This window comes from Candidatus Beckwithbacteria bacterium (genome assembly GCA_012797845.1).
In the GTDB taxonomy this organism is placed as follows: Bacteria; Patescibacteriota; Microgenomatia; order UBA1400; family UBA1449; genus JAAZOH01.
This window is the reverse complement of record JAAZOH010000041.1, coordinates 1-24935: the sequence shown is the minus strand read 5'-3', so window position 1 is coordinate 24935 and position 24935 is coordinate 1. Positions and strand designations below refer to the sequence as shown.

General features: G+C 38.2%; 30 protein-coding genes and 1 tRNA gene. 28 read left to right on the top strand and 3 right to left on the bottom strand.

The window, feature by feature from the left end; all coding sequences use genetic code 11:
• Nucleotides 1–2 precede the first annotated feature (2 nt).
• Genes GYA49_06015 through GYA49_06000 form a run of 4 tightly spaced genes read left to right on the top strand, consistent with a single transcriptional unit; the run spans nucleotide 3 to nucleotide 3744 of the window.
• Nucleotides 3–842 (top strand): transketolase, encoded by an 840-nt coding sequence (locus GYA49_06015; protein NMC36571.1) that lies wholly within the window; start codon nucleotides 3–5, stop codon nucleotides 840–842.
• Complete coding sequence (locus GYA49_06010; GenBank protein ID NMC36570.1) at nucleotides 839–1768, top strand: transketolase family protein; 930 nt, start codon at nucleotides 839–841, stop codon at nucleotides 1766–1768. Before GYA49_06015 ends, GYA49_06010 begins: the two co-directional genes overlap by 4 nt.
• A gap of 11 nt (nucleotides 1769–1779) precedes the next feature.
• Nucleotides 1780–2730 (top strand): carbohydrate kinase family protein, encoded by a 951-nt coding sequence (locus tag GYA49_06005; GenBank protein NMC36569.1) that lies wholly within the window; start codon nucleotides 1780–1782, stop codon nucleotides 2728–2730.
• A 24-nt stretch (nucleotides 2731–2754) separates the two neighbouring features.
• Nucleotides 2755–3744, top strand: a complete 990-nt coding sequence (locus GYA49_06000) for a serine hydrolase (protein ID NMC36568.1) — start codon at nucleotides 2755–2757, stop codon at nucleotides 3742–3744.
• Here the strand turns inward: GYA49_06000 and GYA49_05995 are convergent.
• Nucleotides 3741–4601: a tyrosine-type recombinase/integrase gene (locus GYA49_05995; protein ID NMC36567.1), complete on the bottom strand. Its 861-nt coding sequence runs from the start codon at nucleotides 4599–4601 to the stop codon at nucleotides 3741–3743. The two genes, GYA49_06000 and GYA49_05995, sit on opposite strands and share 4 nt — an antisense overlap.
• 105 nt (nucleotides 4602–4706) lie before the next feature.
• Between GYA49_05995 and GYA49_05990 the strand changes: the two genes are divergently transcribed.
• From GYA49_05990 to GYA49_05945, 10 genes are all read left to right on the top strand, one after another.
• Entirely contained in the window at nucleotides 4707–5045 is a 339-nt protein-coding gene (locus tag GYA49_05990; protein NMC36566.1) for a hypothetical protein, read from the top strand.
• A 328-nt stretch (nucleotides 5046–5373) separates the two neighbouring features.
• Nucleotides 5374–5446 (top strand) — tRNA-Met (locus GYA49_05985).
• A gap of 421 nt (nucleotides 5447–5867) precedes the next feature.
• Nucleotides 5868–6488, top strand: coding sequence for an aspartate/glutamate racemase family protein (locus tag GYA49_05980; GenBank protein ID NMC36565.1), 621 nt, complete (start codon nucleotides 5868–5870; stop codon nucleotides 6486–6488).
• A gap of 9 nt (nucleotides 6489–6497) precedes the next feature.
• Nucleotides 6498–7487 (top strand): tryptophan--tRNA ligase, encoded by a 990-nt coding sequence (gene trpS / locus GYA49_05975; protein ID NMC36564.1) that lies wholly within the window; start codon nucleotides 6498–6500, stop codon nucleotides 7485–7487.
• Between the two features lie 35 nt (nucleotides 7488–7522).
• Nucleotides 7523–7870: a methionine--tRNA ligase subunit beta gene (gene metG / locus GYA49_05970; protein NMC36563.1), complete on the top strand. Its 348-nt coding sequence runs from the start codon at nucleotides 7523–7525 to the stop codon at nucleotides 7868–7870.
• A gap of 8 nt (nucleotides 7871–7878) precedes the next feature.
• The gene (hflB, locus tag GYA49_05965) at nucleotides 7879–9777 is read left to right on the top strand and encodes an ATP-dependent zinc metalloprotease FtsH (protein NMC36562.1); all 1899 of its coding nucleotides are present in this window, start codon (nucleotides 7879–7881) and stop codon (nucleotides 9775–9777) included.
• Between the two features lie 7 nt (nucleotides 9778–9784).
• Nucleotides 9785–10219: a two pore domain potassium channel family protein gene (locus GYA49_05960; protein ID NMC36561.1), complete on the top strand. Its 435-nt coding sequence runs from the start codon at nucleotides 9785–9787 to the stop codon at nucleotides 10217–10219.
• Between the two features lie 6 nt (nucleotides 10220–10225).
• Nucleotides 10226–11200: a hypothetical protein gene (locus GYA49_05955; GenBank protein NMC36560.1), complete on the top strand. Its 975-nt coding sequence runs from the start codon at nucleotides 10226–10228 to the stop codon at nucleotides 11198–11200.
• 4 nt (nucleotides 11201–11204) lie between these two features.
• Nucleotides 11205–12305, top strand: a complete 1101-nt coding sequence (locus GYA49_05950; protein NMC36559.1) for a glycosyltransferase family 4 protein — start codon at nucleotides 11205–11207, stop codon at nucleotides 12303–12305.
• A 351-nt stretch (nucleotides 12306–12656) separates the two neighbouring features.
• On the top strand, nucleotides 12657–13649 hold the full coding sequence (locus tag GYA49_05945) for a sodium:calcium antiporter (protein NMC36558.1): 993 nt from the start codon (nucleotides 12657–12659) through the stop codon (nucleotides 13647–13649).
• On the opposite strand, the gene GYA49_05940 is transcribed toward GYA49_05945, so the two are convergent.
• Nucleotides 13641–14756, bottom strand: a complete 1116-nt coding sequence (locus GYA49_05940) for a hypothetical protein (protein ID NMC36557.1) — start codon at nucleotides 14754–14756, stop codon at nucleotides 13641–13643. The two genes, GYA49_05945 and GYA49_05940, sit on opposite strands and share 9 nt — an antisense overlap.
• A 52-nt stretch (nucleotides 14757–14808) precedes the next feature.
• Here GYA49_05940 and GYA49_05935 point away from each other — a divergent pair, with 52 nt between their 5' ends.
• The 14 genes from GYA49_05935 to GYA49_05870 all read left to right on the top strand — a co-directional run bounded on the left by GYA49_05935 (nucleotide 14809) and on the right by GYA49_05870 (nucleotide 24337).
• The gene (locus GYA49_05935; GenBank protein ID NMC36556.1) at nucleotides 14809–16119 is read left to right on the top strand and encodes a DNA helicase UvrD; all 1311 of its coding nucleotides are present in this window, start codon (nucleotides 14809–14811) and stop codon (nucleotides 16117–16119) included.
• An 84-nt stretch (nucleotides 16120–16203) separates the two neighbouring features.
• Nucleotides 16204–16848, top strand: a complete 645-nt coding sequence (locus tag GYA49_05930) for a DUF975 family protein (protein NMC36555.1) — start codon at nucleotides 16204–16206, stop codon at nucleotides 16846–16848.
• A 49-nt stretch (nucleotides 16849–16897) separates the two neighbouring features.
• A complete protein-coding gene (locus GYA49_05925) occupies nucleotides 16898–17269 on the top strand; it encodes a DUF4870 domain-containing protein (GenBank protein ID NMC36554.1) in 372 nt (123 codons plus the stop codon).
• Between the two features lie 84 nt (nucleotides 17270–17353).
• The gene (locus tag GYA49_05920; GenBank protein ID NMC36553.1) at nucleotides 17354–17998 is read left to right on the top strand and encodes a phosphoribosyltransferase; all 645 of its coding nucleotides are present in this window, start codon (nucleotides 17354–17356) and stop codon (nucleotides 17996–17998) included.
• A 4-nt stretch (nucleotides 17999–18002) separates the two neighbouring features.
• The gene (locus tag GYA49_05915) at nucleotides 18003–18563 is read left to right on the top strand and encodes an aminoacyl-tRNA hydrolase (GenBank protein ID NMC36552.1); all 561 of its coding nucleotides are present in this window, start codon (nucleotides 18003–18005) and stop codon (nucleotides 18561–18563) included.
• Nucleotides 18560–18865: a hypothetical protein gene (locus GYA49_05910; GenBank protein NMC36551.1), complete on the top strand. Its 306-nt coding sequence runs from the start codon at nucleotides 18560–18562 to the stop codon at nucleotides 18863–18865. Before GYA49_05915 ends, GYA49_05910 begins: the two co-directional genes overlap by 4 nt.
• A 24-nt stretch (nucleotides 18866–18889) precedes the next feature.
• On the top strand, nucleotides 18890–19465 hold the full coding sequence (locus GYA49_05905; protein NMC36550.1) for a hypothetical protein: 576 nt from the start codon (nucleotides 18890–18892) through the stop codon (nucleotides 19463–19465).
• 2 nt (nucleotides 19466–19467) lie between these two features.
• Nucleotides 19468–20205, top strand: coding sequence for a prolipoprotein diacylglyceryl transferase (gene lgt / locus GYA49_05900; protein NMC36549.1), 738 nt, complete (start codon nucleotides 19468–19470; stop codon nucleotides 20203–20205).
• 45 nt (nucleotides 20206–20250) lie between these two features.
• The gene (gene pyrH / locus GYA49_05895; protein NMC36548.1) at nucleotides 20251–20985 is read left to right on the top strand and encodes a UMP kinase; all 735 of its coding nucleotides are present in this window, start codon (nucleotides 20251–20253) and stop codon (nucleotides 20983–20985) included.
• A gap of 48 nt (nucleotides 20986–21033) precedes the next feature.
• A complete protein-coding gene (locus GYA49_05890) occupies nucleotides 21034–21297 on the top strand; it encodes a metal-sensitive transcriptional regulator (GenBank protein ID NMC36547.1) in 264 nt (87 codons plus the stop codon).
• Nucleotides 21298–21351: 54 nt separating this feature from the next.
• The gene (gene trxA, locus GYA49_05885; GenBank protein NMC36546.1) at nucleotides 21352–21675 is read left to right on the top strand and encodes a thioredoxin; all 324 of its coding nucleotides are present in this window, start codon (nucleotides 21352–21354) and stop codon (nucleotides 21673–21675) included.
• A 9-nt stretch (nucleotides 21676–21684) separates the two neighbouring features.
• Complete coding sequence (gene trxB / locus GYA49_05880) at nucleotides 21685–22662, top strand: thioredoxin-disulfide reductase (GenBank protein NMC36545.1); 978 nt, start codon at nucleotides 21685–21687, stop codon at nucleotides 22660–22662.
• Nucleotides 22663–22739: 77 nt separating this feature from the next.
• Nucleotides 22740–23999 (top strand): Glu/Leu/Phe/Val dehydrogenase, encoded by a 1260-nt coding sequence (locus GYA49_05875; protein ID NMC36544.1) that lies wholly within the window; start codon nucleotides 22740–22742, stop codon nucleotides 23997–23999.
• A gap of 149 nt (nucleotides 24000–24148) precedes the next feature.
• Nucleotides 24149–24337, top strand: a complete 189-nt coding sequence (locus tag GYA49_05870) for a ferredoxin (GenBank protein NMC36543.1) — start codon at nucleotides 24149–24151, stop codon at nucleotides 24335–24337.
• A 63-nt stretch (nucleotides 24338–24400) separates the two neighbouring features.
• Here the strand turns inward: GYA49_05870 and GYA49_05865 are convergent.
• Nucleotides 24401–24935: hypothetical protein (locus GYA49_05865; GenBank protein NMC36542.1), on the bottom strand; the 535-nt coding region annotated here is incomplete at its 5' end.

The window sequence follows — 24935 nt, the reverse complement described above, 5'->3', positions numbered from 1 at the left end:
GCATGAAACCTGCTCAATTGGCCCTTGCTGCCAATTTGATTCGCCAAGATATTATCACCATGCTTGCCAAGGCTGGTTCTGGCCATCCTGCTGGTTCTTTAGGCATTGCTGATATTTTGGTTTACTTATATAGTGATTTTTTGTATTACAACCCACTTAATTCTTCTTGGCCAGAACGGGATCGCCTAGTCTTATCGGCTGGTCATTTGTGTCCAGCGCTTTATGCTACTCTGGCCGATTTTGGTTATTTTGATAAAGGAGAGTTGTCTACGCTTCGACAAATAAATTCAAGATTGCAGGGTCATCCTCATGTAGGCGATTTGCCAGGGATTGAAAATAGCTCTGGCCCTTTGGGGCAAGGAGTTTCGGTGGCAGTGGGTTTGGCACTGGCTGCCAAGAAGGATCGCAAACCTTGGCGAGTAGTGTGTATAAGTAGTGATGGTGAACAACAAGAGGGTCAGGTGTGGGAAGCGTATTTATTGGCCGCTAAATACAAACTAGATAATCTAATTTTTATTATTGATCGCAACGACATTCAAATTGGGGGCTCAATTTCTCAAGTTTTGCCTCTTGAGCCATTGCTCAAAAAATATCGAGCATTTGGATTGGAAGCAGTTACTGTTAATGGTCATAATTTTACACAGATTGATAAAAAAATAAAAGAACTAGTTTCCAAAAAGGGCAGACCCAAGCTTTTGCTTGCCAAAACTGTGCCTGGTAAAGGAGTAAGTTTTATGGAGCATGATTTTGCCTGGCATGGTAAAACTCCCAATCAAGAAGAAGCCAAAAAAGCATTGCAAGAATTGCGAGCCCTGGAGAAAAAATTGAAGAAAAATGTATGAACGTTCAAAATAAGCAATCAACTCGAGATGGTTATGGTCAAGGCTTGTTGGAGCTAGCTAAAACAGATGTCAATATCGTGGCCTTAACAGCTGATTTGGCTGAAAGTACCCGGGTTTTACAAATTGCTAAAACCTTACCAAATCAATTTGTAGAATGTGGGGTGGCTGAGCAAAATATGATGGGGGTAGCTGCTGGGCTGGCTTTGGCTGGCAAAACTCCTTTTGTTAACTCTTTTGCGGTTTTTAATCCAGGTCGCAATTGGGACCAGTTGCGGGTTTCAGTTTGCTACAGCAATCTGGGTGTTAAAATCGCTGGTCATCATAGTGGTTTATCAAATGGGGGTGATGGAGCTACTCATCAGGGTTTGGAAGATATTGCTATCACTGCTTGCTTGCCCAATCTGACTATCATATCGCCTTGTGATTTTAATGAAGCGAAAAATTGCGTGGCAGCTGCAGCTAACTATCCTGGTCCGGTCTACATCCGCCTGAGTAAGTCTGAAATAGTAGCCATTACTGATCCCAATCAAGAATTTGTAATTGGTAGAGGGGAATGTTTGCAACTAGGAGATAAGCTAACAGTTATTACTACTGGCAGGCTAGTGAGTGATTGTTTAGAGTTAGCTCGGCAACACTCCGAAGTTGGAATTGAACTATTAAAACTTTCAACTATTAGACCACTTGATGAAGAACTAATTTTAAGTTCAGCTGCTAAAACCAAAAAAGTTTTAGTAGTTGAAGATCATCAGATAACCGGGGGGTTGGGATCTTTGATTTGCCAGCTCCTCTCGCAAAAATTGCCTGTACCAACCACCTGTCATGGTATTTATAATAGATTTACAGAGTCAGGCTCAGAACCTGATTTGTTAGCCAAATACCAACTTGACCAGACTGGGATTTGGCAAAAAATTAGCCAAATTTTGTAAAAATACCGCCTATGCTATTTGATGTTATTACTTTTGGTTCAGCTTTTTATGATACCTACTTATTGTCTGATGAGTTTTTGCTTCAAAAGCAAAAAGATGGAGTAATGCTCTGTCAGCGTTATGGTAAAAAAATCACCATTGATACATATGTTGTAACCACGGGAGGTGGAGCTACTAATGCTGCAGTTTGTTTTGAGCGTTTGGCTTTGCAGGCAGGGATCATTGCCTGTGTAGGTAGAGACCACTGGGGAGCAATTGTGCGAGCTAAATTAGAAGAGGAGGGGGTGAGTTTAGTTCACATCCAGGGCTCGGCTCAAAAAATGACTAGCAGCTCAGTAGCTTTGGTCGGGAGCGATGGAGGACGAACTATTTTGGTACACCGAGGAGCTAGTAACCTTCTCTCTAAAAAACAAGTTGATTGGGATCGATTACATGCTAAATGGTTTTATGTCAGTAGTTTGGGGGGTGATATTGCTTTTTTGGAGCAAGTTATAGAAGAAGCGAGCAAAAAACAGATCTTAGTAGCTTGTAATCCTGGAAATGGTGAGCTAAAGAAAAAAAGCAGTTTTAAAAAATTGCTACCCAAAATGGAGGTTTTGCTTCTCAATCTCCAGGAGGCTCAAACTCTGCTTGGTCAAACAGAAATCAAGCCTGAATCGGTTTTTGATTTAGGAGTAGGCTTGGTAGTTATTACTGATGGTCGTCGGGGTTCGAAAGTATATACCAGTGACAGGGAAATTATTTCCCAAAAAGCCTTTAAAGCCAAAGCTAAAGAAGAAACAGGAGCTGGAGATGCCTTTGGCTCAGCTTTTGTAGCGGGGCGAATTCATGGACTTAGTGTTAAAACTGCCCTACAGTTAGCTGCTTTAAATGCAGCTTCGGTTGTTCGCCAAATTGGTCCCAAAGAAGGACTGCTTTTTTGGCCAGATGCCCAGAGAAAGCTAGCTAAACTTCAGAAGTAGTTCCTTGCTACAATAAGCCCACTCATGCAAGACTATAATAGGCAACATTACTTATCTAGATCTGCTTTCCAAAACCCCAAACCACCTTATATTAAAATTGGTCTTGGAATTATGGTTTTGGGTGTGTTGCTGTATGTTTTGACAAACAGCCTTAGTTCGACTGAAATTTTAGCTCCTCAGGTTTATGAATTTAGCCAAGAAAAACCCGATTCCAAACCCTCTGCTAGTAAAAACTCTAATACTCAAAATGAAGGAATTATTTATACCTCAGCTGATGAAGTAGTAACAGCTATTGATGGTTTGGTTCAAGGGAAGCAAGGAATGTATGGGTGGTATGTCCAGTCACTATTAACAGGGGAAAGTTATGGGCGCAATGATGATTTTTCTTTTACAGCTGCTTCAATCAACAAAGTCCCTATTTTGGTATCTTACTTACATGGAGTAGAACAAGGCAAGTTTAGTCTAAGTGATATCTATCGTCTCAATGATAATGATAAAGAAGAAGGAACAGGTTCAATCCAATATGAAGATGCTGGTAAGCCTTATACCTATGAAGAACTTATTATGGCAATGGGCAAACAAAGTGACAACACAGCTACAAACGCTATCGCTAGGAAGGTGGGTCGATCCCAAATCCAAGCTTTTATTGATAGTCGCCACATGAGTCAAACCAATATTGTAGACAATAAAACTTCTCCAAAAGATATGGGTGAACTATTTAGCAATATTTATCTCGACTTTTTATTTCAAGATAAAAATTTAAAAAATCTATTTATAAAAGCCTTATCAAACACTGATTTTGAAGATCGAATTTCCAAAGGGGTGCCGGAAGAAACTCTAGTAGTTCATAAGATTGGTAATCAAATTCAGGTGTGGAGTGATTGTGGCTTAGTGATAGCTCAAAATCCTTATTCGATTTGCATTTTAACTGATGGGATTAAAGAAACTGAGGCTCAAGATCTGTTGCCTAAAATTTCTCACGTTATTTGGAATTATGAAAGCAAGCGTAATTAAAGCTCTTCCAAATGCATGTTTTCGGAGTTGTTTTTTTCTTTAATAAACTCCAAATATTTCTCAGTAGTGGAAAGTCGTTTGTGGCCAGCTAGTTTGGAAACTAGGGTTAGTGGTGTACCAGCTTTTAACTGATGGGCAATAAAGGTGTGGCGCAAATCATTAACCGTAGCGTTGGCAATATCAGCTAATTTAAAATAGCGATCCAAGGCAGTTCTAATATTTCGAACCTGAAAAGGTCGGCCAGTTTTAGTGATAAACAAGGCTTTGCTGTCAGATTGAGGTCTAGTTTCCAACCAAAGATCAATAGCAGCTTTGGCTGATTTGTTTAATGGAATAGTGCGGTCAATATGAGATTCGTAAGCTCCAATAGTAATTTTGCTGTTTTTAACATCCTCGAGCGTAAGACGAGCTAACTCGCTGATCCGAATGCCAGTTTGTAAGAAAAGCTCAACAATGGCATACATTCTAGGATCGTTTCGACACACATCTCTTAAACTACGATATTCCATTTTAGTTAAAATCCGAGGTGGAGTTAAAACATACTTGGGATGAGCTACTCCCTGGCTAGGATTAGCACTAATCAGATTTTGTGACTCTAAAAAGCGGAAATAGGTTTTGATAGAATTAAGCTTGCGGGCCACTGATTTGGTAGTATAGCCCTGATCAAGAAGGGAGTTCTTAAAACTCTCGATATGATCTTTGCTGATAGTGCTTAACTCGTTAATATTTTGCTTGTGTAAAAAATCAATAAACTGATTGATGTCATTACCATAAGCCAAAATAGTAGCACTAGCCCGACCTTTTTTTTGTAAAAAGTCGATAAAATTTGTTTGGGTTTGTGATAAAGTAATAGCCATGAATATCTTCTAAAGACAGGTATCTATTAATTTTGGAATAGCTTATAATAACCTAATAGGGGATTTTTGTCAATGCACGCTAAAACAATACTATCAGCAGTAATTGTGATATCTATTATACTCCTTATTGTTAGTATTATTCAAAATAGTTTTGATATGGTTAAAGCTCAACAGCGGCTTAGTGATGCTCAGACAAAGGTCAAGCAACTGCAAAAACAAAAGCAAGAATTGTTTTTTGGTCAAAACAAAACTCAGAGTTCTGATTTTTTGGAAAAACAGATACGGGATAAGCTTAAATTGGTTAAACCAGGGGAAGCTTTAGTGGTATTGCCGTCAACGCTGCAAAATAAAAGCGAGGAAAAACTGTATAAATATCATGCCAGTGAAGAAATGGCCCAGATCATAACACCAACATGGCGATTATGGTGGCAACTGTTTTTTTAGGTTTAAAATAATTCGTTAAGCTCTTATTTTAAGCTTTAACTTATAGGATTTAAAAAATTAATCTCAGATTTCATTGCCATTTGAAGTAAATTTTGATAAGATATAGCCTGTTATAGCGGGTGGGGGGTAAGTATCCCGTGAGGCTCATAACCTCACCTAACCTCTGGAGCGTTACCGGGGACCCGCTACACAAGATGAAGCATGGATTGTGAATGATGAATAATGGCTAGATTAACAGTTTTTAATTCATGATTCTTGATTCATGCTTCATTTTTTGCCAGCGTAGCTCAGTGGTAGAGCAGAGTCTTCACCCGCCTGCAAAAGCTATGCCAGGGTAGCTCAATGGTCTGAGCAGAGTCTTCATAAGGCTAAGGTTGTGGGTTCGAATCCCACCCCTGGTACAAAATTTATTTGTAATTAAGTTTGTTTTTCAAAACGGCGCTTTAGCATTGCGGGCAGGTAAGGCTAAGGTTGGTGGTTTCACTCCAAGAGTGACCGCTCTTTGAGTGGCGAACCCACCCGCTGGTACAAAAAAACTAATAAGTAAAAATTTGATATAATATAACTCTTATGAATAAATACCAAACCTCATCTAGCTCTTGGTATGTCAACCACTGTTTACAGGAGGTTGAGTTTTTCATGGTCTAAAAAACAAATAATATACAAAAAAACTACAACCTCCTTTAAGGAGGTTTTTTTATGACTTGTTTAGCTATTTATTAAATTTTATGAAAGGATATATGAAAAAAACAAACAATAAAATTATTGGCATATTGGGTGGTATGGGGCCCGATGCTTCAGCTCAACTTTATCAATTGATGATTGAGGCAAGTCGGGAGTATCTTTGGCGTAGCCAATAACAATGACTATCCAGAAATAATTATCGACTCAATTCCTGTTCCAGATTTTATTTCCAATAAAAGAAATGAAAAAAAAGCCTTACATATTTTGCAAGATCGAGTACTAAGATTATCTCAAATACCCGTTTCATATTTAGCTGTTGCTTGCAATACCGCGCATTTGCTATTGTCGGATTTACAAAATGAAACAAACAAACCTTTTGTTTCCATGATTGATGCTGTAGTTAATGAAATTAAGCTTCGTGCTTATAAAAGAATAGGTTTACTGGCATCACCAACAACAATTCAAACAAAGTTGTATCAAGATAAAATGAATCAAAACCAAGTTAAAGTAGTTTTACCCTCCCAAACATCAATTAAAAAACTTGGTAAAATTATTAAAAGGATTATTAATGGGGAAGTAAAAGAATCTAAAAGAGAGTTAGTGGCAATTGCCAATGAATTAACTAAACGAAAAGTTGATGCAATTATTTTAGGGTGTACTGAATTACCCTTAGTATTTCCAAAGAAATATGTAATACCATCAATAAACTCTTTAGATGTATTAGCTAGAGCATTAATTGTTAAATATTATTTTGAATAAGGAGTATATATGAGCAATAAACAACGTGTTTTTTCTGGAACCAGGGCTACTGGCCGATTGCACTTAGGTAATTACTTAGGAGCAGTTAAGGGTTATATAGAACTTTCAGAAAATCCAGATTATGAATGTCTCTATATGGTGATGGATTTGCATGCTATTACCACTCCATATAATCATACAAATCTAGTTCAAACTGCTAGAGAAGTTGTTGTCGATTATTTAGCAGCCGGTTTGGATCCGGCTAAAGCTATTATTACCAAGCAATCACTAGTGCCTGAACACACTTATTTAACTAACCTATTTTCTTCAGTAGTAACTATTGCTCGAATGCAACACTTGCCGACCTTTAAAGAAAAAGTTAAACAGCACCCAGATGCAGTCACTATGGCTTTGCTAAACTATCCAATTTTAATGGCAGCTGACATTTTGACCTATAAAGCTGGTTTGGTTCCAGTAGGAGTTGATCAAGAACCTCATTTAGAAGTAACTCGGGAAATTGCCCGGAAAATGAACGATATGTATGGAACTGACTTTCCTGAACCAATCCGGTTTGCGACTAAAACTGGTTATGTACCGAGTTTAACTGGAGAGGGAAAAATGAGTAAGTCAGTTGAGGGTAGCTACATCAATTTAACAGATAGCCTAGAAGAAATTAGTAAAAAACTGGCAGCTGCTCCAACCGATAGTGGTAAAGGTAATCAAGTTCCCCGAGTTGGTGGTGTAGCTAATTTATTAACCTTTGTGGAACTATTCCAAGGTAAATCAAAACGTGAGCAATATGAACAACAATATAGAAATGAAGGGATCCGTTATGGTGATTTGAAAAAAGAACTAGCTCAAGCTATTTACAATGAGCTTCAATCCATCCAAGCTAAACGCCGAGAGCTGGAACAAAATCCGGACTACGTGGATCGGGTAATTGCTGAAGGGACCCAAAAAGCTCGAGCTATTGCCAGTCAAACCCTAGACGAAACTAAAGCAAAAATGGGGTTAGTATAGCGCTTTTAAGTTTGCTATTTTCCCCATATACTGCTATACTACCTGGCATGATAAAAGACCAAATTTCTTTTCCAGATTTTATTAAATTAGATCTTCGGGTCGGTACAATTTTAGAGGCTGAAATAGTTGAAGGTTCGGAGCGATTGATTAAGTTGCAAATTGATTTAGGTTCAGAGATTGGCCAGCGCCAAATTATTGCTGGTATTGCTCAACACTATAAAGCAGAACAATTAGTTGGTCGGCAGGTTATTGTTATCTCTAATTTAGAACCTAAAAAAATGATGGGTATGGAATCACAAGGAATGGTATTGGCTGGTGGCGATGAAGAAATTGCCCTGCTCACACCTGATAAAAAAGTCTCCAACGGTACTATTATCCGCTAAGCAAATTCATGGCAAAACATACAACTAAAAAGCAAACTAAACCAGTTGGATCAAAACCCAATTCCAAACAATCAGTTCAAAAGCCAGTTGAGAAAAAAATTGAGCTTAAGTTTAAATTTAATATGCAAAACCTGGGTAAATGGCTGTTAGTAGTTTTTGCCCTCTTTTTCTTCATTGTTTTGTTTGTTTCCCCTGTTAATGACGAAGCTCCTTTGTCTAAAGTTTTACAAGATATTCAAAATAAAAAAGTCAACTCATTATCTGTTGAGGGTGATGTAATTACGGCTATATATAAAGATGAAACCCAAGTTCTGACCCGCAAAGAGCCCTTAGATACAGCGGTAGCAATTTTACAAGATGCTGGCATTAAACCAACTGCCGTTGAGCTAACTATCAAAAACCAATCAGGCTTAAAAACCTTAGGTAGTATTTTAGAACTGTTATTACCAGTTATTTTAACAGCAGTTATCTTCTTTTTTATTTTCCGGCAAATGCGAGGAGCTCAAGATAGTGTGTTTTCTTTTGGTAAAAACAAAGCCAAGGTGTTTATGAAAGGTAAGCAAAACATTCGCTTTAAAGACGTGGGAGGAGTGGATGAGGTTAAGCAAGAGCTAGAAGAAATTGTCGACTTTTTAAAGCATCCTAAAAAATACCAACAATTAGGAGCCAAAACTCCCAAAGGAGTTTTGCTAGTTGGTCCAGCCGGCACCGGGAAAACTTTGCTGGCTCGAGCCGTAGCCGGAGAAGCTGGAGTGCCATTTTTATCCATGGCTGGTTCGGAATTTATGGAAATGCTGGTTGGAGTAGGCGCTTCTCGGGTGCGGGATTTATTTGAAACTGCTAAAAAAGCTTCACCAGCCATTATTTTTATTGATGAAATTGATGCCATTGGTCGGCAACGAGGCACTTCTCTTACTGGTGGTCATGATGAGCGGGAACAAACCCTCAACCAAATTTTAGTAGAAATGGATGGGTTTACTCCTAGAGATAATGTTATTGTTTTGGCAGCTACCAATAGAGGTGACTTACTGGATAATGCACTGCTGCGACCGGGTCGTTTTGACCGTCGGGTTTATCTGGATTTACCAGATATTGAAGGCCGTCAAAACATTTTGCATATTCATGCTCAAGGCAAACCTTTTGTTAAAGATATTAAGTGGAACATGGTAGCTCGCCGGACAGTTGGTTTTTCTGGAGCAGATTTAGAAAACATGCTCAACGAAGCGGCCATCAATGCAGCTAGAGCCAATCGAAAAGAAATTAACTATGGCGATATTGAAGAAGCAGCTACTAAAGTCAAACTTGGTCCACAGAAGAGGCGCCTCCAATCAGATGAAGAAAAACGGATGACAGCTTATCATGAGGCTGGTCATGCAGTTTGTGCTTTCTATATGAAATATACTGATCCAGTTCATCGGGTCTCGATTATTTCCCGGAGTATGACTTTGGGTCAAACTGAAGTACCGCCCGAACGGGATAAATATCAGGAAACCAGATCAGAGCTCCTGGATAAAGCAGTCATGCTCTTAGGAGGACGAGCAGCTGAAGAATTAGAATTTAAAGAAATGACTGGTGGGGCTTCTTCGGACATTGAGCAGGTAACTAAAATAGCCCGAGCGATGGTAGTTGATTATGGTATGTCTGCTTTGGGACCAATTAATTTAAGCTCTCAATCCGAGCAGATCAATTATCGTCGAGGGACAGTTATTCAATCAGATTTATCAGAAGCCATGCAATCCCAGGTTGATACCCAAATGAAAAAGATCGTTGATGAAGCCTATCAACGAGCCCTGAAAACTCTTAAAGGTCACAAAAGTAAACTGGATGCAGTAGCTGCTAAGCTGATTGAAAAAGAAACATTGGAGCGGGAAGACTTTGAAGCTATAATGAAGAAAAAGACTGTCTAATATTTGTATGTCTACGCGTACTAAACTGCTGCTACGAGAACTATTTACCATTTATAAAATCCAAAAATTTCTCCTTCTTGGTTTAATTTTAGTATTAGTTTCAGCTATTATTGTTCCTTTTTTGGAATATTCTCACGATCAAGCTACTATTACTAGCTTTGGAGATGGTTTATGGTGGGCTTTAGTAACCGTCAGTTCTACTGGCTATGGTGATTTTGTGCCAGTGACTTTTGGAGGCAAGGTGGTTGGGGTAATTTTAATGTTTTCTGGAATTGCCCTATTTTCAACTGTAATTGCCTTAGTAGCCTCTTTCTATGCGCACCGCCGGACCTTGCGTAATAATGCTAAAATTTCTCAGGAACTGGATGAGCTTATGACTAAAGTAGATGAGCTCAAATCTAAAGTAGATTATTTAGTTAAGGATGGTCTTAGTAAAAAGTAATACTTCATGTCTGACGTGCATTCCGAAAAACTAGTGTTGTTTGATGGCAATGCTTTATTGCATCGAGCCTATCATGCATTTCCCCAAACCCTGCGAACCAGTCAGGGTGAACTAACCAATGCGGTTTATGGTTTTACTAGTACTTTGCTAACAGTGTTTAGAAAACTGCAACCAACTCACACCATTGTGGCTTTTGATGAAAAGGCGCCAACTTTTAGACACAAGCAGTTTAAAGGTTATAAAGCCTCCCGACCCAAAATGGATGAAGAACTAGCTGGTCAAATTAAACGTACCAAAGAAGTGGTTTCAGTGTTAAATATTCCCCAATTTGGGATCGAAGGGTATGAAGCTGATGATGTTTTGGGAACTCTATCGTATCAAGCTGAACAAAATGGTTTTGAAGCCATTACTATTGTGACCGGTGATAGAGATGCCTTGCAACTCATCTCAGCTAAAACATCAGTTTACTTTCCATCCCGAGGTCGAATCCCGGAAAAAACCTTTGATCAAGAAATTTTTGAAAAAGAATATGGTTTTAAACCCAAACAACTCATTGATTACAAAGCTTTAGTGGGTGACAGTAGTGACGAAATTCCAGGAGTTAAAGGCATAGGGCCAAAAGCTGCTACTCAACTAATTACTAAATATGGCAGCATGGAAACAATTTACCAGCATTTAAGTGAGATCTCGGGTTCTTTAAAAGACAAATTGGAAATCGATCGAGATATAGCAAAACTTTCCAAAGAACTAGCAACAATTATAATTAATGTTCCCATCACCTTTGATAAAGCCAAGAGCCGACTTACCGACTATAACCGCGAAGAAGCTGAAGAGCTGTTTTTGCAATTAGAATTTAGAAGTTTGCTGAAGCGCTTACCTGGAGACAGTTGGGAAGAAATGGTGCAGGACACTATGGGTGGTGAAGCAGCTCCTAAAAAAACCAAGAAAAAAACTGCTGATAATCAAATGGGTCTGTTTTAAATCTATGAAAATTGTCTTGGTTCACGATTATCTTAATGAGTATGGAGGAGCAGAACGAGTGTTACAAACTCTTTCTAATATGTTTCCGCAAGCTCCTATATATACGGCTTTTGCGACTAAAGATTCTTCGGCTTGGCAACATTTTAACGATAAAAAAATCATTGAATCCTGGTTGGCTCCACTTTTGAAAAGAGGCAAGTTGTATAGTCCGCTAAGGTTTTTAGCCCCAGTTATTTGGGAAAGCTTTGATTTTAGCGACTTTGACATGGTGATCTCTTCGGCTTCTTGGTATATCACTAAAGGCATTAAAACCAAGTCCCCAACCAAACATATTTGCTATTGCCATACTCCGCCTCGTTATTTATATGGCTTGCCAACTTCAATTGAATGGCAACGCTATTTTCCGATTAGAATCTATGCCAAGCTAGTTAATGGCTTTTTGAAAAAATATGATTACCAAGCGGCTCAAAGACCAGATAGTTTTATTGTTAACTCTGCTAATGTCCAAGACCGGGTTAAGCGTTTTTATCATCGTGATTCAATTATTGTTTACCCACCTATTAAAGTTCGAGAAATTATGCGGGTTACAAAAAATATCAAAAAACAGGATTTTTACCTAATCGTTTCTCGCGTAGTTGGTTCAAAAGGAATTGATTTAGCTATGCAAGCAGCCAGACAGCTCAAATTTTCTCTAAAGATTGTAGGTGAAACAGCTGGTCTTGCTTGGGAAGAAGACAAACTTAGCAAGCTTAAGGCAGATAATATTGAGTTTTTAGGTCGAGTGCCTGATGCTAAACTATGGCAACTGTACGGTCAAGCCAAAGCCTTTCTAGCCTTAGCCCAAGATGAAGATTTTGGTATGACTTTAGTTGAAGCCCAGGCAGCTGGAACACCTGTTATTGCCTACTATGGAGGTGGTTATAAAGAAACAGTAATTGATGGTAAAACTGGAGAATTTTTTAGAGATTATAGTATTAGTAGTTTGGTTAAAGCGATTAAGAGATTTGACAAAAAACATTATAGTAAAAAAGATTTGCAAAATAACGCTCTTAGATTTGATGAAGAAATATTTAAAAATAAAATCACACAACTGACTCTTGCATAAGGCCTTTTTTCATTTCTATAATCATGTTATGAACAAATTTATAATTGGAGTATTGGGAGTATTTTTATTATTGCTCATTGGTTTTTTTGTTTACCAATATAATCTGTACTCTCCTCAAAGAAAGGCTCAAGAATTTACAGAATTAGGCTGCTTTTATAGCGGGGGAATAATAGAATCAATGTGGACTCCTGAGTCAAATACTTGCCCTAAGCAAAGAGTTATGGGACAAGTAACGGGATTAAAATGTGGATATTGTATTTGTTGTCGGCGTTTTTAAGCTTATACTCTTTACACTTCAAACTTTCTCTTGTTATCATTATATTTAGTAACTAATTGCCTACTTCCCTGCCCATGCTAAGTTTTTTTATTACTTTAGTAGATGTTTTGCTGTTTTTTGCGGCCCTGTTTTTCCTGACCAAAGCTAGTCAAATTATTATCACTGCCTTAAACGCTTTATCAAAATCGAGTAAAGTTGAGATTTTTGCTATAGCCGGGCTATTTTCAGCAGTAGCTACTTCACTACCAGAACTATTTGTAGCTCTTTCTAGTGCCATAGCTGGCAAACCAAAACTAGTGGTAGGAATGGTAATCGGCTCTAATGTAGCTGATGTGACTTTGGTTATTGGAATGGTAGCGGTTTTGGGGGGTGGATTACGAGTAGTCAACGGCTTTATTAAAAAAGATGTTTTAAAATCATTTTTAATTCTTATGTTTCCTCTCACTTTACTACTTGATGGCAAACTAGCTAGAACTGACGGAGCCTTGCTAGTTTTTGCCTTTTTGCTTTACCATGCCACGGTTTTGCATAGCAAACGTCAGGATGTTTCAAAACAAGCTACTAAGCAAATTAAAAACGTTGGTCGATGGTTGCATGTATTGGGGAAAAGCTATGATAAAAAACAGTTAAGCAGTTTTGTTTTTGGAATTGTCATGTTGCTTGTCTCTGCTAACGTGGTGGTACAAACCGGCTCCCGAATTGCTTTAGATTTGCATATGCCCATTGTTTTAATTGGTCTATTTTTAATTGCAGTCGGGACTTCTTTACCAGAACTGGCTTTGGAGCTTCGAGCTGCTCGACAGAAACAAGTCAGTGCGGTTTTTGGTGATTTACTTGGCTCTTTAATTGCCAATTCCACGCTTATTTTAGGCTTAACTGCCCTTATTAGTCCGGTGACTTTGGGTACCGGAAGTACTTCAGTTTTAACAGCTTCTATCATGTTTTTATTTGGCTTTGCCTTGCTGTGGCTGTTTGTAAGAACCAAATTAATATTGCAGCGTTGGGAAGGTCTAGTTTTGGTTGGGCTTTATGCGCTCTTTCTTTTTATAGAGTATAGCTTAGCCTAATTTTTGTTTGAGATAGGTTTGTAAAACCTGAGCAGATTTTTGATTGTGATTTCTTATTTTTGTAATACCTTGACTAAAGCGTTTTAAAATTCTGGGGTAGGTGATAATTTTGTGTAGCAAAGGAATAGTTTTTAAAGGATTTTCTTCTACAAAACCAAGTTTCAAATCTTTAATAAGCTTTAGATTAGGTTCTTCTTGGCCAGGCATATGGGAAATGGCTAGGAAAGGTTTCTGGCTTGCCACTGCTTCAAAAAGCAAATTAGGGCCAGCCTTACCTACCACTAAATTAGCCATACTCATAAGTTCGGGCATTTTAGTTGTAAAACCCAGCACCTTAATATTTGCATTATGACTTTGAGGTAATAATGATTTAGTACTCCTTAAAAATTGCTTAATTAACCTTGCTAAGATTTTATTTTTACCACAAACAATGATTACCTGAACTGGCTTGGGAGAATTAATAAAAGCTGGTAAAATTTTTAAAATAGCGCTCATGCCTTCGCTGCCACCACAAATTAAAATAGTAAACACCTTAGGGTTAAAGTCAAAAAACCGCCACATTTGTTCTGAACTATCGTGTTGATAAAATTTGGGATGAACAAACCAACCACTAACCAGAAGTTTGTCTTTTGCAATGTTGTATGCATGTTGAGCTGTATCAGATAACTCCTGATCAAAAACTAAATTAAGTGTTTTTTTATCGAGTAAATTTGAGTGTGCAATTCTAGGATCAGTAACAATATTAAACCATGGTATTTTTTTAGCTTTACAGATCTGATTTAAAGCTTCATTAAAGCCAAAATAGGTTGAAATAATACAATGAGGTTGAAATGAAAGTACGTCTTTTAGTGTTTTTTGATAGGCAGTTTTTTTGAAGGCTTGACGACTCAACTTATTAAAATACTCATTTTTTGCCAGAAAAAAAGGAATATACATGATATAAGGAAAAAATTGAATCGATTTTGAATAAGGTCTAAAGAGAATGTCGAAATAGTTGTCAGGAGTTTGTTTTACTTGATATTGTTGGCTCAATAAGGCTTCTATAGCGTTAGCGATACTTTTATGTCCTTCTCTGACTGTGGTAATCAAAACTCTTTTTTTAGTCATTACACTATTGTAGCAGTTTCTTTTTTTGCAAAATTAAGTTAAGCTGTCTCTTATGCAATTAGTAGCAGATCTTCACCTTCATTCTAAATATTCCCGAGCCGTTTCTAAAAATATGACACTGCCAATTATGGCTAAAATGGCTAAAGTTAAAGGAATTGATTTACTGGCTACTGGTGATTTTACTCATCCGCTTTGGATTCGAGAATTAGAGAGTCAGCTGGAAGAAACAAAACAAGGTATTTACCGAGTTAAATCAGAGTCAGAAGGAGCTTTATACATTTTAGGAACTGAAATTTCCTGTATTTATAGTCAAGGAGGTAAGGGGCGGCGGATTCATATCTTAGTGTTTGCTCCTAATCTTGAGACAGTTAAGAAAATTAATGAAGCTATGAGAAATAGGGGTTGCAACCTGATGTCTGATGGCCGGCCCATTATTGGTTTATCGATAATTGACCTATGCAAACTTTTATTTGGCATTTCAGAAGACATTATCCTCATTCCGGCTCATGTTTGGACGCCATGGTTTGGACTTTTAGGCTCTAAATCAGGTTTTGATAGCTTGCGGGAATGCTGCGGTACATATGCGGAGAAAATTTATGCAGTAGAAACCGGACTATCTTCTGATCCAGCGATGAACTGGCGGATTACCGAATTTGATAATCGTTCAATTGTGTCTTTTTCTGATGCTCATAGTCCGGATAAACTAGGCCGGGAATTAACAATTTTTGAAAGCAAAAACAAAGAAAATTTTAGCTACCAAGATTTTAAAGCTGCTTTGCAGAAAAAAGGTGATTGGCGAATCAAAGAAACAATTGAATTTTATCCTGAAGAAGGCAAATATCATGTCGATGGTCATGCTAAATGTAATATCAGGCAATTGCCACAAGAAACTCGGAGTAGAGGGCAAATGTGTCATGTTTGTGGCAAACCTTTGACTTTAGGAGTTATGGGTCGAGTGGAGCAGTTGGCTAGTCGGGATGTGGAAATTGTCAAAAAAACAGACAAGCAGGGTATTACTCATTATCAAGCAGAGCAGTCAGGTACAAACCCATATGTGATGTTAGTACCACTTAAAGAAATCATTGCTGAAATATTAGAAAAAGGAGTTAATACTAAAGCAGTAGCTATCTTATATGATCAACTGATTGATCAATTTAAATCTGAGTTAGCTATTTTGCGGGAAGTTGATATTAAGGCCATAGAAAGTGTTGGAGGAACTAAACTTGGTCAAGCTATAGCCAAGGTTCGGTCTGGTGACATTGTAGTTGAACCTGGGTATGATGGTGTCTTTGGAACGGTTAAAATCTGGGGTAATGGTGCGACAGACAATACTCCCTCTCAATCTCAACTAGGACTATTTTAAGTTATTAGCAATTTTCTATATTAGACTTGTATTCCAAGCAAAGTTTTTGTTACTATGAAAGTAGTTACTAAGTTTTAATCACATATGGCAACTGCATTTTCCACTTCAGAAGCCGTTTCTTTTGCTTGGCAAACTGTTAAACAAAATCTCGGCTTTTTCTTGCTCCTACTTTTAATTCTATTTGGCATTAGTTTTATGAGTAGTTTTGTAACTAAAGCCTTGGAAGATGGTCCAGTTTTTTTGACCATTATCTTTCAGCTAATTTCAACAGCTATTAGCCTGATGATTGGCTTAGGAATGATGAAGATTACCCTGGCTTTTGTTGACGGAGAAAAACCTGAATTTAATGAGTTATTTAGTACCCTACCATATATTGTTAAGTATTTTCTTGCTTCAATTCTGTATGGTTTAATAGTCACTGTAGGTTTAGTTCTTCTCATCGTCCCTGGTATTATGTGGGCCATTAAATATGCTTATATGCCATTTGTGATTATCGATAAAAACTTAGGGCCAATCGAAGCCTTAAAAGAAAGTGCCAAAATTACCAAAGGCAGTCGTTGGCAGATTTTGCTTTTTGGCTTGACCATGATTGGAGTTGAAATCCTAGGACTGTTAGCTTTGGTAGTTGGCCTACTAGTGGCGGTTCCAGTGGTAATGGTAGCTTCAGCCTATGTGTATCGGCAGTTAGCAAGTCGCAGTATTATTAATAAAAATCAAATAGCAGAATAAATTTTACAGTCAATATATTTATTGGCTCAAAATTTATTTCACAAAAATTATGGCTGAAAAAACTTCTAAAACTATTACTGGTCTAGAACCAAATGTCGAAGCAGCCCTGTGTTATGTTTTGGGTTGGGTTAGTGGTTTGTTGTTTTTACTTTTGGAAAAGGATAATAAAAAAATTAGATTTCATGCTATGCAGAGCCTAGTAACCTTTGGTTTTATCCATATTTTATATATGGTACTAGTGGTTGTGCTTGTGCCTGTTATGTTTGCTATTGGTCCCCTGGCGGCTCTGCTAGGGATTATTATGCCACTGATTGGGATTGGCTCTTTTATTCTCTGGTTAGTTTTAATTGTCAAAACTTATCAAGGTGAAGAATTTGTAGTGCCGATTTTAGGGGAATTTGCCAAAAAACAATTAAAATAATATCTTGAAAAGAAATATACAAGCCCCGCATTGACGGGGCTTTTTGTTGGCAAAGTAGGATGATGTGTTAGTATAAGAATACCTATGTTTGTAAGTAGAACTCAAGCTGGTCAACAACTGGCTCAAAAACTAAAATTAGTTTTGCAAGATTTTACTGGTAGTGAGGTGATCGTCTTAAGTATCCCCAGAGGGGGAGTGGTAGTAGGACGGGAACTGGCTACAGCTTTAGCTTGTCAGCACGATATTATTGTAACCAGAAAACTACAATCTTCCGGTGATCGCGAATTAGCATTGGGAGCAGTTGGAAGTTTAAAAGGAAGCTTATATCTCAATGAAAAGCTTCTAAGTGACTTACACATCAATCATAGCTATTTGGAAAAAGAAATAGCTAGGCAACAGCAGGAAATTGATAGGCGCACCAGTTTGTATCGCCAGAATCAAGCAACTCTGAGTTTGGCTGGCAAAACAGTGATTATTGCTGATGATGGGGCAGCTACGGGAGCAACTATTATTGCTGCAGCCCGAGAGGTTTGGGAGCAAAATCCTCACCAGGTTTTGATTGCGGTACCAGTTTTACCTTTAGACACCTTACAACTACTGGAAAAAGAAGTTGATGCAGTTTACTATTTGGAAGTGCCGCAACAGTTTTTTGCAGTTGGTCAGTTTTATCAGGAATTTCCACAAGTATCTGATGAAGAAGTTGCTGAGATATTGTGTGAGAAAATATAAATGTATGAAACTAGTAGTTGGTTTAGGTAATCCGGAACCAAAACACCGCTATAACCGTCATAATATTGGCTTTATCTTTGTGGATTTTTTGCAAGAAAAAATTGACCCCAAAGCTCGTTTTTGCCATGAAGAAAAATTCAAAAGCTTGGTTTGTCAGTTAAAATATAATGCCGATGATCTACTTCTGGTTAAGCCACAAACATACATGAATAATTCAGGTATAGCTGTAAAAGCTTTGATAGATTTTTATAAGCTTAAACCTCATCAGGATTTACTACTTATTCACGATGACTTAGACATAGCTTTTGGCCACTATAAACTAAGCCATAATAAAGGACCTAAACAACACAACGGGGTAAACAATATTGTTGACCAGCTTCATACTTCAGACTTTTGTCGATTACGTTTAGGTATTGCTGGTTTAGGCTATCAAAGCATAAAACAACAGGGTTTAAGTTTGGCTGATAATTATGTTTTAAAAGATTTTAGCCAGACCGAAATGGCACAATTACCAGCTTTATTTGCCACTGCTTTAGAAAAAACCCAAGAAGTCCATTGTCTATGAAACCAGCTCCAAAACGCCAAGCTTCCAAAATGCAAAGCTTGGGAGACTTGCTTCAAAATCATGATTTAGACAATAGTGGTAAATATATTAGCCGAGAGTTTCAGGATTATGGTTACCGTTTAGCTTTGGAACTTGATGATCTTAAGCGAGTTAGTATGTATATTAAATTTGCCAAAACCATGCCCAGATCACTTTTAGAACAAGCCCGTTCTTTTGTAACCGATGCTACTAATGTTAAAAGTAAATCTCGGCTTTTTATGTGGAAGCTTAAACAGATCAAGAGCAAAGAAAAGAAAATCTAATTGGGTTATACTTAGAAATAAGCTATGAAAACCTTGCCCAAGATTCCCACTACCATTGCAGTTTTCGCGATTAGCGTTGCCATCTTACTGATTCGACTATTTAGCAATCAGCTTTATATATATTGGCAATACTGGTTGCCGATAGGTTTGTGGATATGTGGCGGTGGTTTGGGATACATGGTTTTGTATGCTGATAGATTGGTAGATCTGTATTTTGCTAATCCAGATACTGAATTGGCCTACTACGTTAAAGCCTATTTTGCTAAAAAACAGTTCAAAAAAGGCTGGCAGCTTTTGATGTACAACAAACGTTTGCAAAAACACCTTACCTTTCGCTCGGCTCTATTTCAGGTTGTATGGGTCTTACTAGCTTTTTTTACTATTAGTTCCACTTCTTCGCTATTTGGCAAGGGGTTTGTGTTAGGGCTGGGTTTACATCTACTTCTAGATGAGTGGCAGGACTTTGTGAGTAATAAAGACTATTTGCGAACTTGGCTATTTTGGCAGATTAATAAAACCATATCTGATCAAGAGTTACAAATTTATCTGATTGTAATGACTGTAATCAATGTATTGTTTTTTATTAAAACCATCTACTAATTATGGTATTGCATATATATGGGTTGTTAATTGGCTTGGGTATTTGGCTGGGAATAGAATTAGCTGGGAAGGTACAAAAACAACTTACGACTTTTCATAAAACATACCAACACATTTCTTTGGATCAACTGCTGCTTTGGCTAGCTATTCCGGCTGTAGTTGGAGCTAGAGTTTACCATGTAATTGATTATTGGGTCTATTATCAAGAAGATCTTGCTAAAATTTTATATCTTTGGCAGGGGGGGCTAGGGATTTTTGGGGCAATTTTTGGTGGGTTATTGGGGCTACTTTTGTATCTTTGGTATAGTAAGCAAATTTCTCTATTTTTATATAGTAGCGATATTTTGGTTTTTGCTTTGCCTTTAGCCCAAGCTGTGGGTCGCTTGGGCAACTTTTATAATCAAGAACTCTTTGGCCCACCCAGTACTTTACCTTGGGCTATTTTTATTCCCCTGGCCAAGCGTCCAGTTGAGTTAATCAATTTTACCCACTTTCACCCCTTATTTGCTTATGAAGCTTTATTAAACCTTGTTCTGCTGGGCGTTTTATGGTGGCAGAGTAAATACAAGCACAAGATAGGTTTTTTTACTGCTATATATTTTTTTGGTTATGGTCTAATTAGATTTAGCTTGGAGTTTTTACGCCTTGATCCGTGGCGCTTGGGGGTTTTGACTACTGGCCAATGGATGAGTCTTGTTTTTATTGCCAGTGGAATTGTTCTCTTGTGGAGAAGGAGATAGATTTGCTAGAATCTTTGGAGTTACCATTTTAAAAAAGGAATGTATATGACTCATGATTTTACCTTCAAACGCGTCATGATTAAGCTAACTGGCGAATCATTTAATCAAGCCAATGAAAAGGGACTCAATTTTGATGTAGTGGATGCTGTGTCTCGGGGTCTATTGGAAATGCGAGAGCGGACTGGGTACGAAATGGCGATCGTGGTTGGAGGTGGTAATTTGTATCGGGGTCGAGAAGCAAATACGCAAGTAGATAAAGCTACAGCTGATTATATTGGCATGTTAGCCACCATCATGAATGGTCTAGCTTTGGAAGAATCCATTAATCGACTGGATAAAAAACGCACCGCTATCTTAATGACTGCTATTCAAATGAATGCCGTTGCTGAGACGTTTTACCGCAAAACCGCACTCGCCCGCTTAGAAAAAAACAGAATTGTGATTTTAGCAGGCGGAACTAGCAGCCCCTTTTTTACTACCGATTCAGCAGCCGCTTTACGAGCAGCTGAACTTAATTGCAATATTATTTTAAAATGTAGTACCACTGATGGAGTTTATACTAGTGATCCTGATCAAAATAGTGAAGCCCAAAAATATAAATATCTCAACTATCAAACCGCTTTAGAAAAGCATCTCAAAGTCATGGATAGCAACGCTTTTGCTATTTGCCAAAATGAAAAAATCCCCATTTTAGTTTTTAAGGCTGAAGATCTGGGTCGGGTTTTGGGTGGTGAAAAACTAGGCACCATGGTTGCTGATGTGCCCGACGAGATGTTTTAGCAGATTTCCCCTTGACAAAACTACTATCTAGATATACCCTATGGGGGTATGTTACAAAGTGGCAAACACAAATCCGAGAAAGAGTTATTATTGGATCGAATCAGGCGGGCTAAAGGTCAAGTAGAAGGTATTGAGAAAATGATTGAGGAAGATAAAGGTTGTGTTGAAACAATCAATCAAATTATGGCAGTTCGAGCTGCTTTGACCAAAATAGCAACTAAAATTTTAGCTCAAGAATCTTGCAAAATTCAGTGTCAGCGCGATCAAACTAATTTTGAAGATATTGTTAATAAGTTATTAAATTTTAAATAAACTAGAGTTTTTGTTGGTAAAAATTTACTGGCTATTATTTCTAGTAAAAATATCATGGCAGCACCTCATTTTACCAAAACAGATTTTGATGAAAAAGTTTTAAAAGCCGATAAACCGGCGGTCATTGATTTTTATGCTCAGTGGTGTGGTCCTTGCCAAATGGCTGCTCCTATTATTGACAAATTGGCTGATGAGCTGGGTAATAAGGTTGTGATTGGTAAGGTTGATGTTGACGAAGCTCAGGAGCTAGCTATGCAATATGGAGTGATGAGTATTCCAACCATGATTGTGTTTAAAGATGGCAAGGAAGTAGATCGCAAAGTTGGATTTCCAGGAGAAGCCGGTTTACGAGCTATGATAGAAGATTTAGCTAAGTAAATTACTACTATGACAAAACACAAAGTTATCATTATCGGTTCTGGTCCCAGTGGGTACGCAGCTGCAATTTACCTGGCTCGAGCTAAGCTCAAACCCTTACTTTTTGCTGGTAATACTAGTGGAGGACAATTGATGTTTACAAGAGAAGTCGAAAATTTCCCTGGATTTGACCAAGGGATTGATGGGCCAAGATTGATGATGCAAATGCGTGCGCAAGCAGAAAAATTTGGGACGCAAATTATTGATGGTATAGTAGACAAAGTTGACTTTAGCAAAACACCCTTTGAAGTATGGCGGGGCGAAGAAGTGTTTTTAGGGCAAACAATACTGATTTCAACAGGGGCAGAAGCGATTAGACTCAATTTGCCAAACGAAAACCAATTCTTTGGACGAGGTATATCGGCTTGTGCAGTTTGTGACGCAGCTTTTTACAAAGATAAAATTGTCTATGTAGTTGGCGGCGGTGACGCTGCTTGTGAAGACGCTTTGGCTTTAACTCGCTTTGCCAAAGAGGTCTTTTTGGTAGTGCGGCGCGATCAGCTGAAAGCTTCTAAAGTGATGCAAGAGCGGGTTCACCAAAATCCCAAAATAACCATCTTGTGGAACAGTGAAGTTGTCGAACTTGGGGGTGAAGGCCGTTTAAGCAAGCTGACTCTCAAAAATAATGAAAACCAGGATAAACAAGTGGTGGAAGCTGATGGCCTCTTCTATGCGATTGGTCATATGCCCAAAACTGATTTGTTTTCTAAATATATCCAAATTGATGAAAAAGGGTACATAAAAACATCACTAACCGGTTTGTCACCAGCTAACAGTATTGAACATATTTGGCTGGATGGCTATCCAACTATGACCTCAAAAAAAGGAGTGTTTGCAGCTGGTGACGTAGTTGATTTTCGCTACCGCCAAGCTACGACTGCGGTTGGGATGGGAGTGATGGCAGCACTGGACATTGAACGGTTTTTAGAAAATCAAGAAACAAAATAGTTATAAATTTGGAGCATGGAGTCTTTATTGTTTTGTAGCTAGTCATATATACGTAACACTAAATACTTCATATTTTTATGTCTGCTTTTGATGAAGCCAAAGCCCAAGTGGTTCAAGCAGCTCAGGTTTTAGAGCTGTCTGACAAAACGATTGCAAGTTTGCAAACTCCGGATCGGGTAATTAAAAAGACCCTTACTATTAAAATGGATAATGGTAAGACTGTTAGTTATAAGGCTTTTCGCAGCCAACACAACAAATATCTAGGTCCGTACAAAGGTGGTATCCGATATCACACAAATGTATCAGAAGATGAAGTAAAAGCTCTATCACTCTGGATGAGTTTTAAAACAGCAGTAGCGGGAATTCCCTATGGTGGTGCCAAGGGTGGTATCAGTCTTGACCCCAAAAAATTAAGCAGCAAAGAACTGGAGGCTTTATCTCGTGAATATGGTAAAGCTTTTGCGCCATACATTGGGCCCTGGCTGGATGTGCCAGCTCCAGATGTCAATACCAATGGTCAGATTATGGCTTGGATGGTTGATGAATATGAGCACTATTTGTCACAAAAAGGCTTGCAGGGTTTGCAAAACCCTCGAGCTACTTTTACCGGCAAACCGATTATTTTAGGTGGGAGCCAAGGTAGGGAAGAGGCTACTGGGTTAGGAGGGTTTTATGTACTGCAACAGTTAGCTGCCAAACTTGGTAAGAAACCAAAAGAGTTACGAGTGGCAGTCCAAGGTTTTGGAAATGTAGCCTACTGGTTTGCCTACTTTGCCAATCAAGCTGGGTACAAAGTGGTTTCGGTTTCCAATAGCCGAGAGGGTTTGTATGTTGATAGTGGCCTTGATCCAGAAGAAGTGATGAACCGTTTACAGGAAGGAGAAAGTTTAGCTGACTGTGTTGGTAATGAAGGTAAAATAATTAGTAATGAAGAACTACTGGCTTTACCAGTTGATATTTTAGTACCAGCGGCTATTGATGGGGTTTTGACTAAAACTAATATTGGCAAAGTCAAAGCCTCGGTTGTTTTAGAGCTAGCCAACGGTCCAATGACTGTTGAGGCTGAACAGGAATTTTTGAAAAACTCAAAAAATATAGTTGTACCCGATATCTTAGCTAATGCTGGCGGGGTAGTAACCAGCTATTTTGAATGGGTGCAAAATTTACAAGGCTACTATTGGGGGAAGGAAGAAGTTTTTGCCAAACTCAAAACTATTATGGATCAGGCTTTTGCTAATGTTTGGGAAGAATATCAGAGTAGAAAAGTGAGCATGCGCATTGCTGCTTATGTAGTAGCTCTAAAGCGCTTACTGGAAGCTCATGAGTTGCTTAACTAAGTAATACTTCTTTAACTTAGATCTTAGTTTGATATAGATTTATTGTAGAGACGCGACAACATCGCGTCTCTATTTTTTCTATGCTTAATTACTAGCTTCAAAATCTAAATCTTGTTACAATAAAAAGGTTATAAAGTTTTTTACAAAATATGCCAAAAAAACTCAAGGTTGATAAAACTCTCTGTATTGCTTGCCAAACTTGTGTAGCTAGTTACCCTAACAATTTTAAGATTGGTGAGGATGGTAAGTCAGAATTTATTGGTGAGCCGATGGATGATGCTCAAGCTGAGGCAGCTAAAGGAGTCTGTCCAGTAGGAGCGATTCAAGAGGGAGAATAATTATTTTCCAAAACAAGAACTTTATAAGCGCGCTCTATTGAGCGCGCTTTTTGTTGTGTTTTTCTAATTAATAATCCACCAGTTGAAGGTAATGGCGTTAGTAGTAGCTTGAGGGATAGAAACGGTAAAGGTTTCTCTTGGGATTTTGTCAGTGACTGCCAAAGGTAGGGGAGTATTGCTGGTCGGAGTTATAAAGATCAGTGAATCTTTAGTCACAGCTGGAGCTTTAATAATTACGTTAATAAAGCCAGCTTTGATTTTACCCATGCCAATTGATTTAGCAATTTGATTGAGTTCTGTTTCGTTTAACTCCTCTGGATTAGTGGCATCTTCCGAAGGAATGTTAATTTTACTGGTAGTTAAAGTGGCTAAAGTAGCTGAGCCAGAAGCGTCAATTGAGGCTACAGTATCACCAGCATTTTTGATTTTAAAACTAGAGGCTAAGTCAGCTGAATCGGTAGCATTAGAAGTGGTACCTAAATTAACTGTCAGACCATCTTCGGCTTCAATCAGCGAGGCAAACAACGATCCAGATACGGTAGCATCATGGGTAGTTAGGCTGTCAAAAGAAGCTCCTTGAGCAGTAATGTTTCCAGCT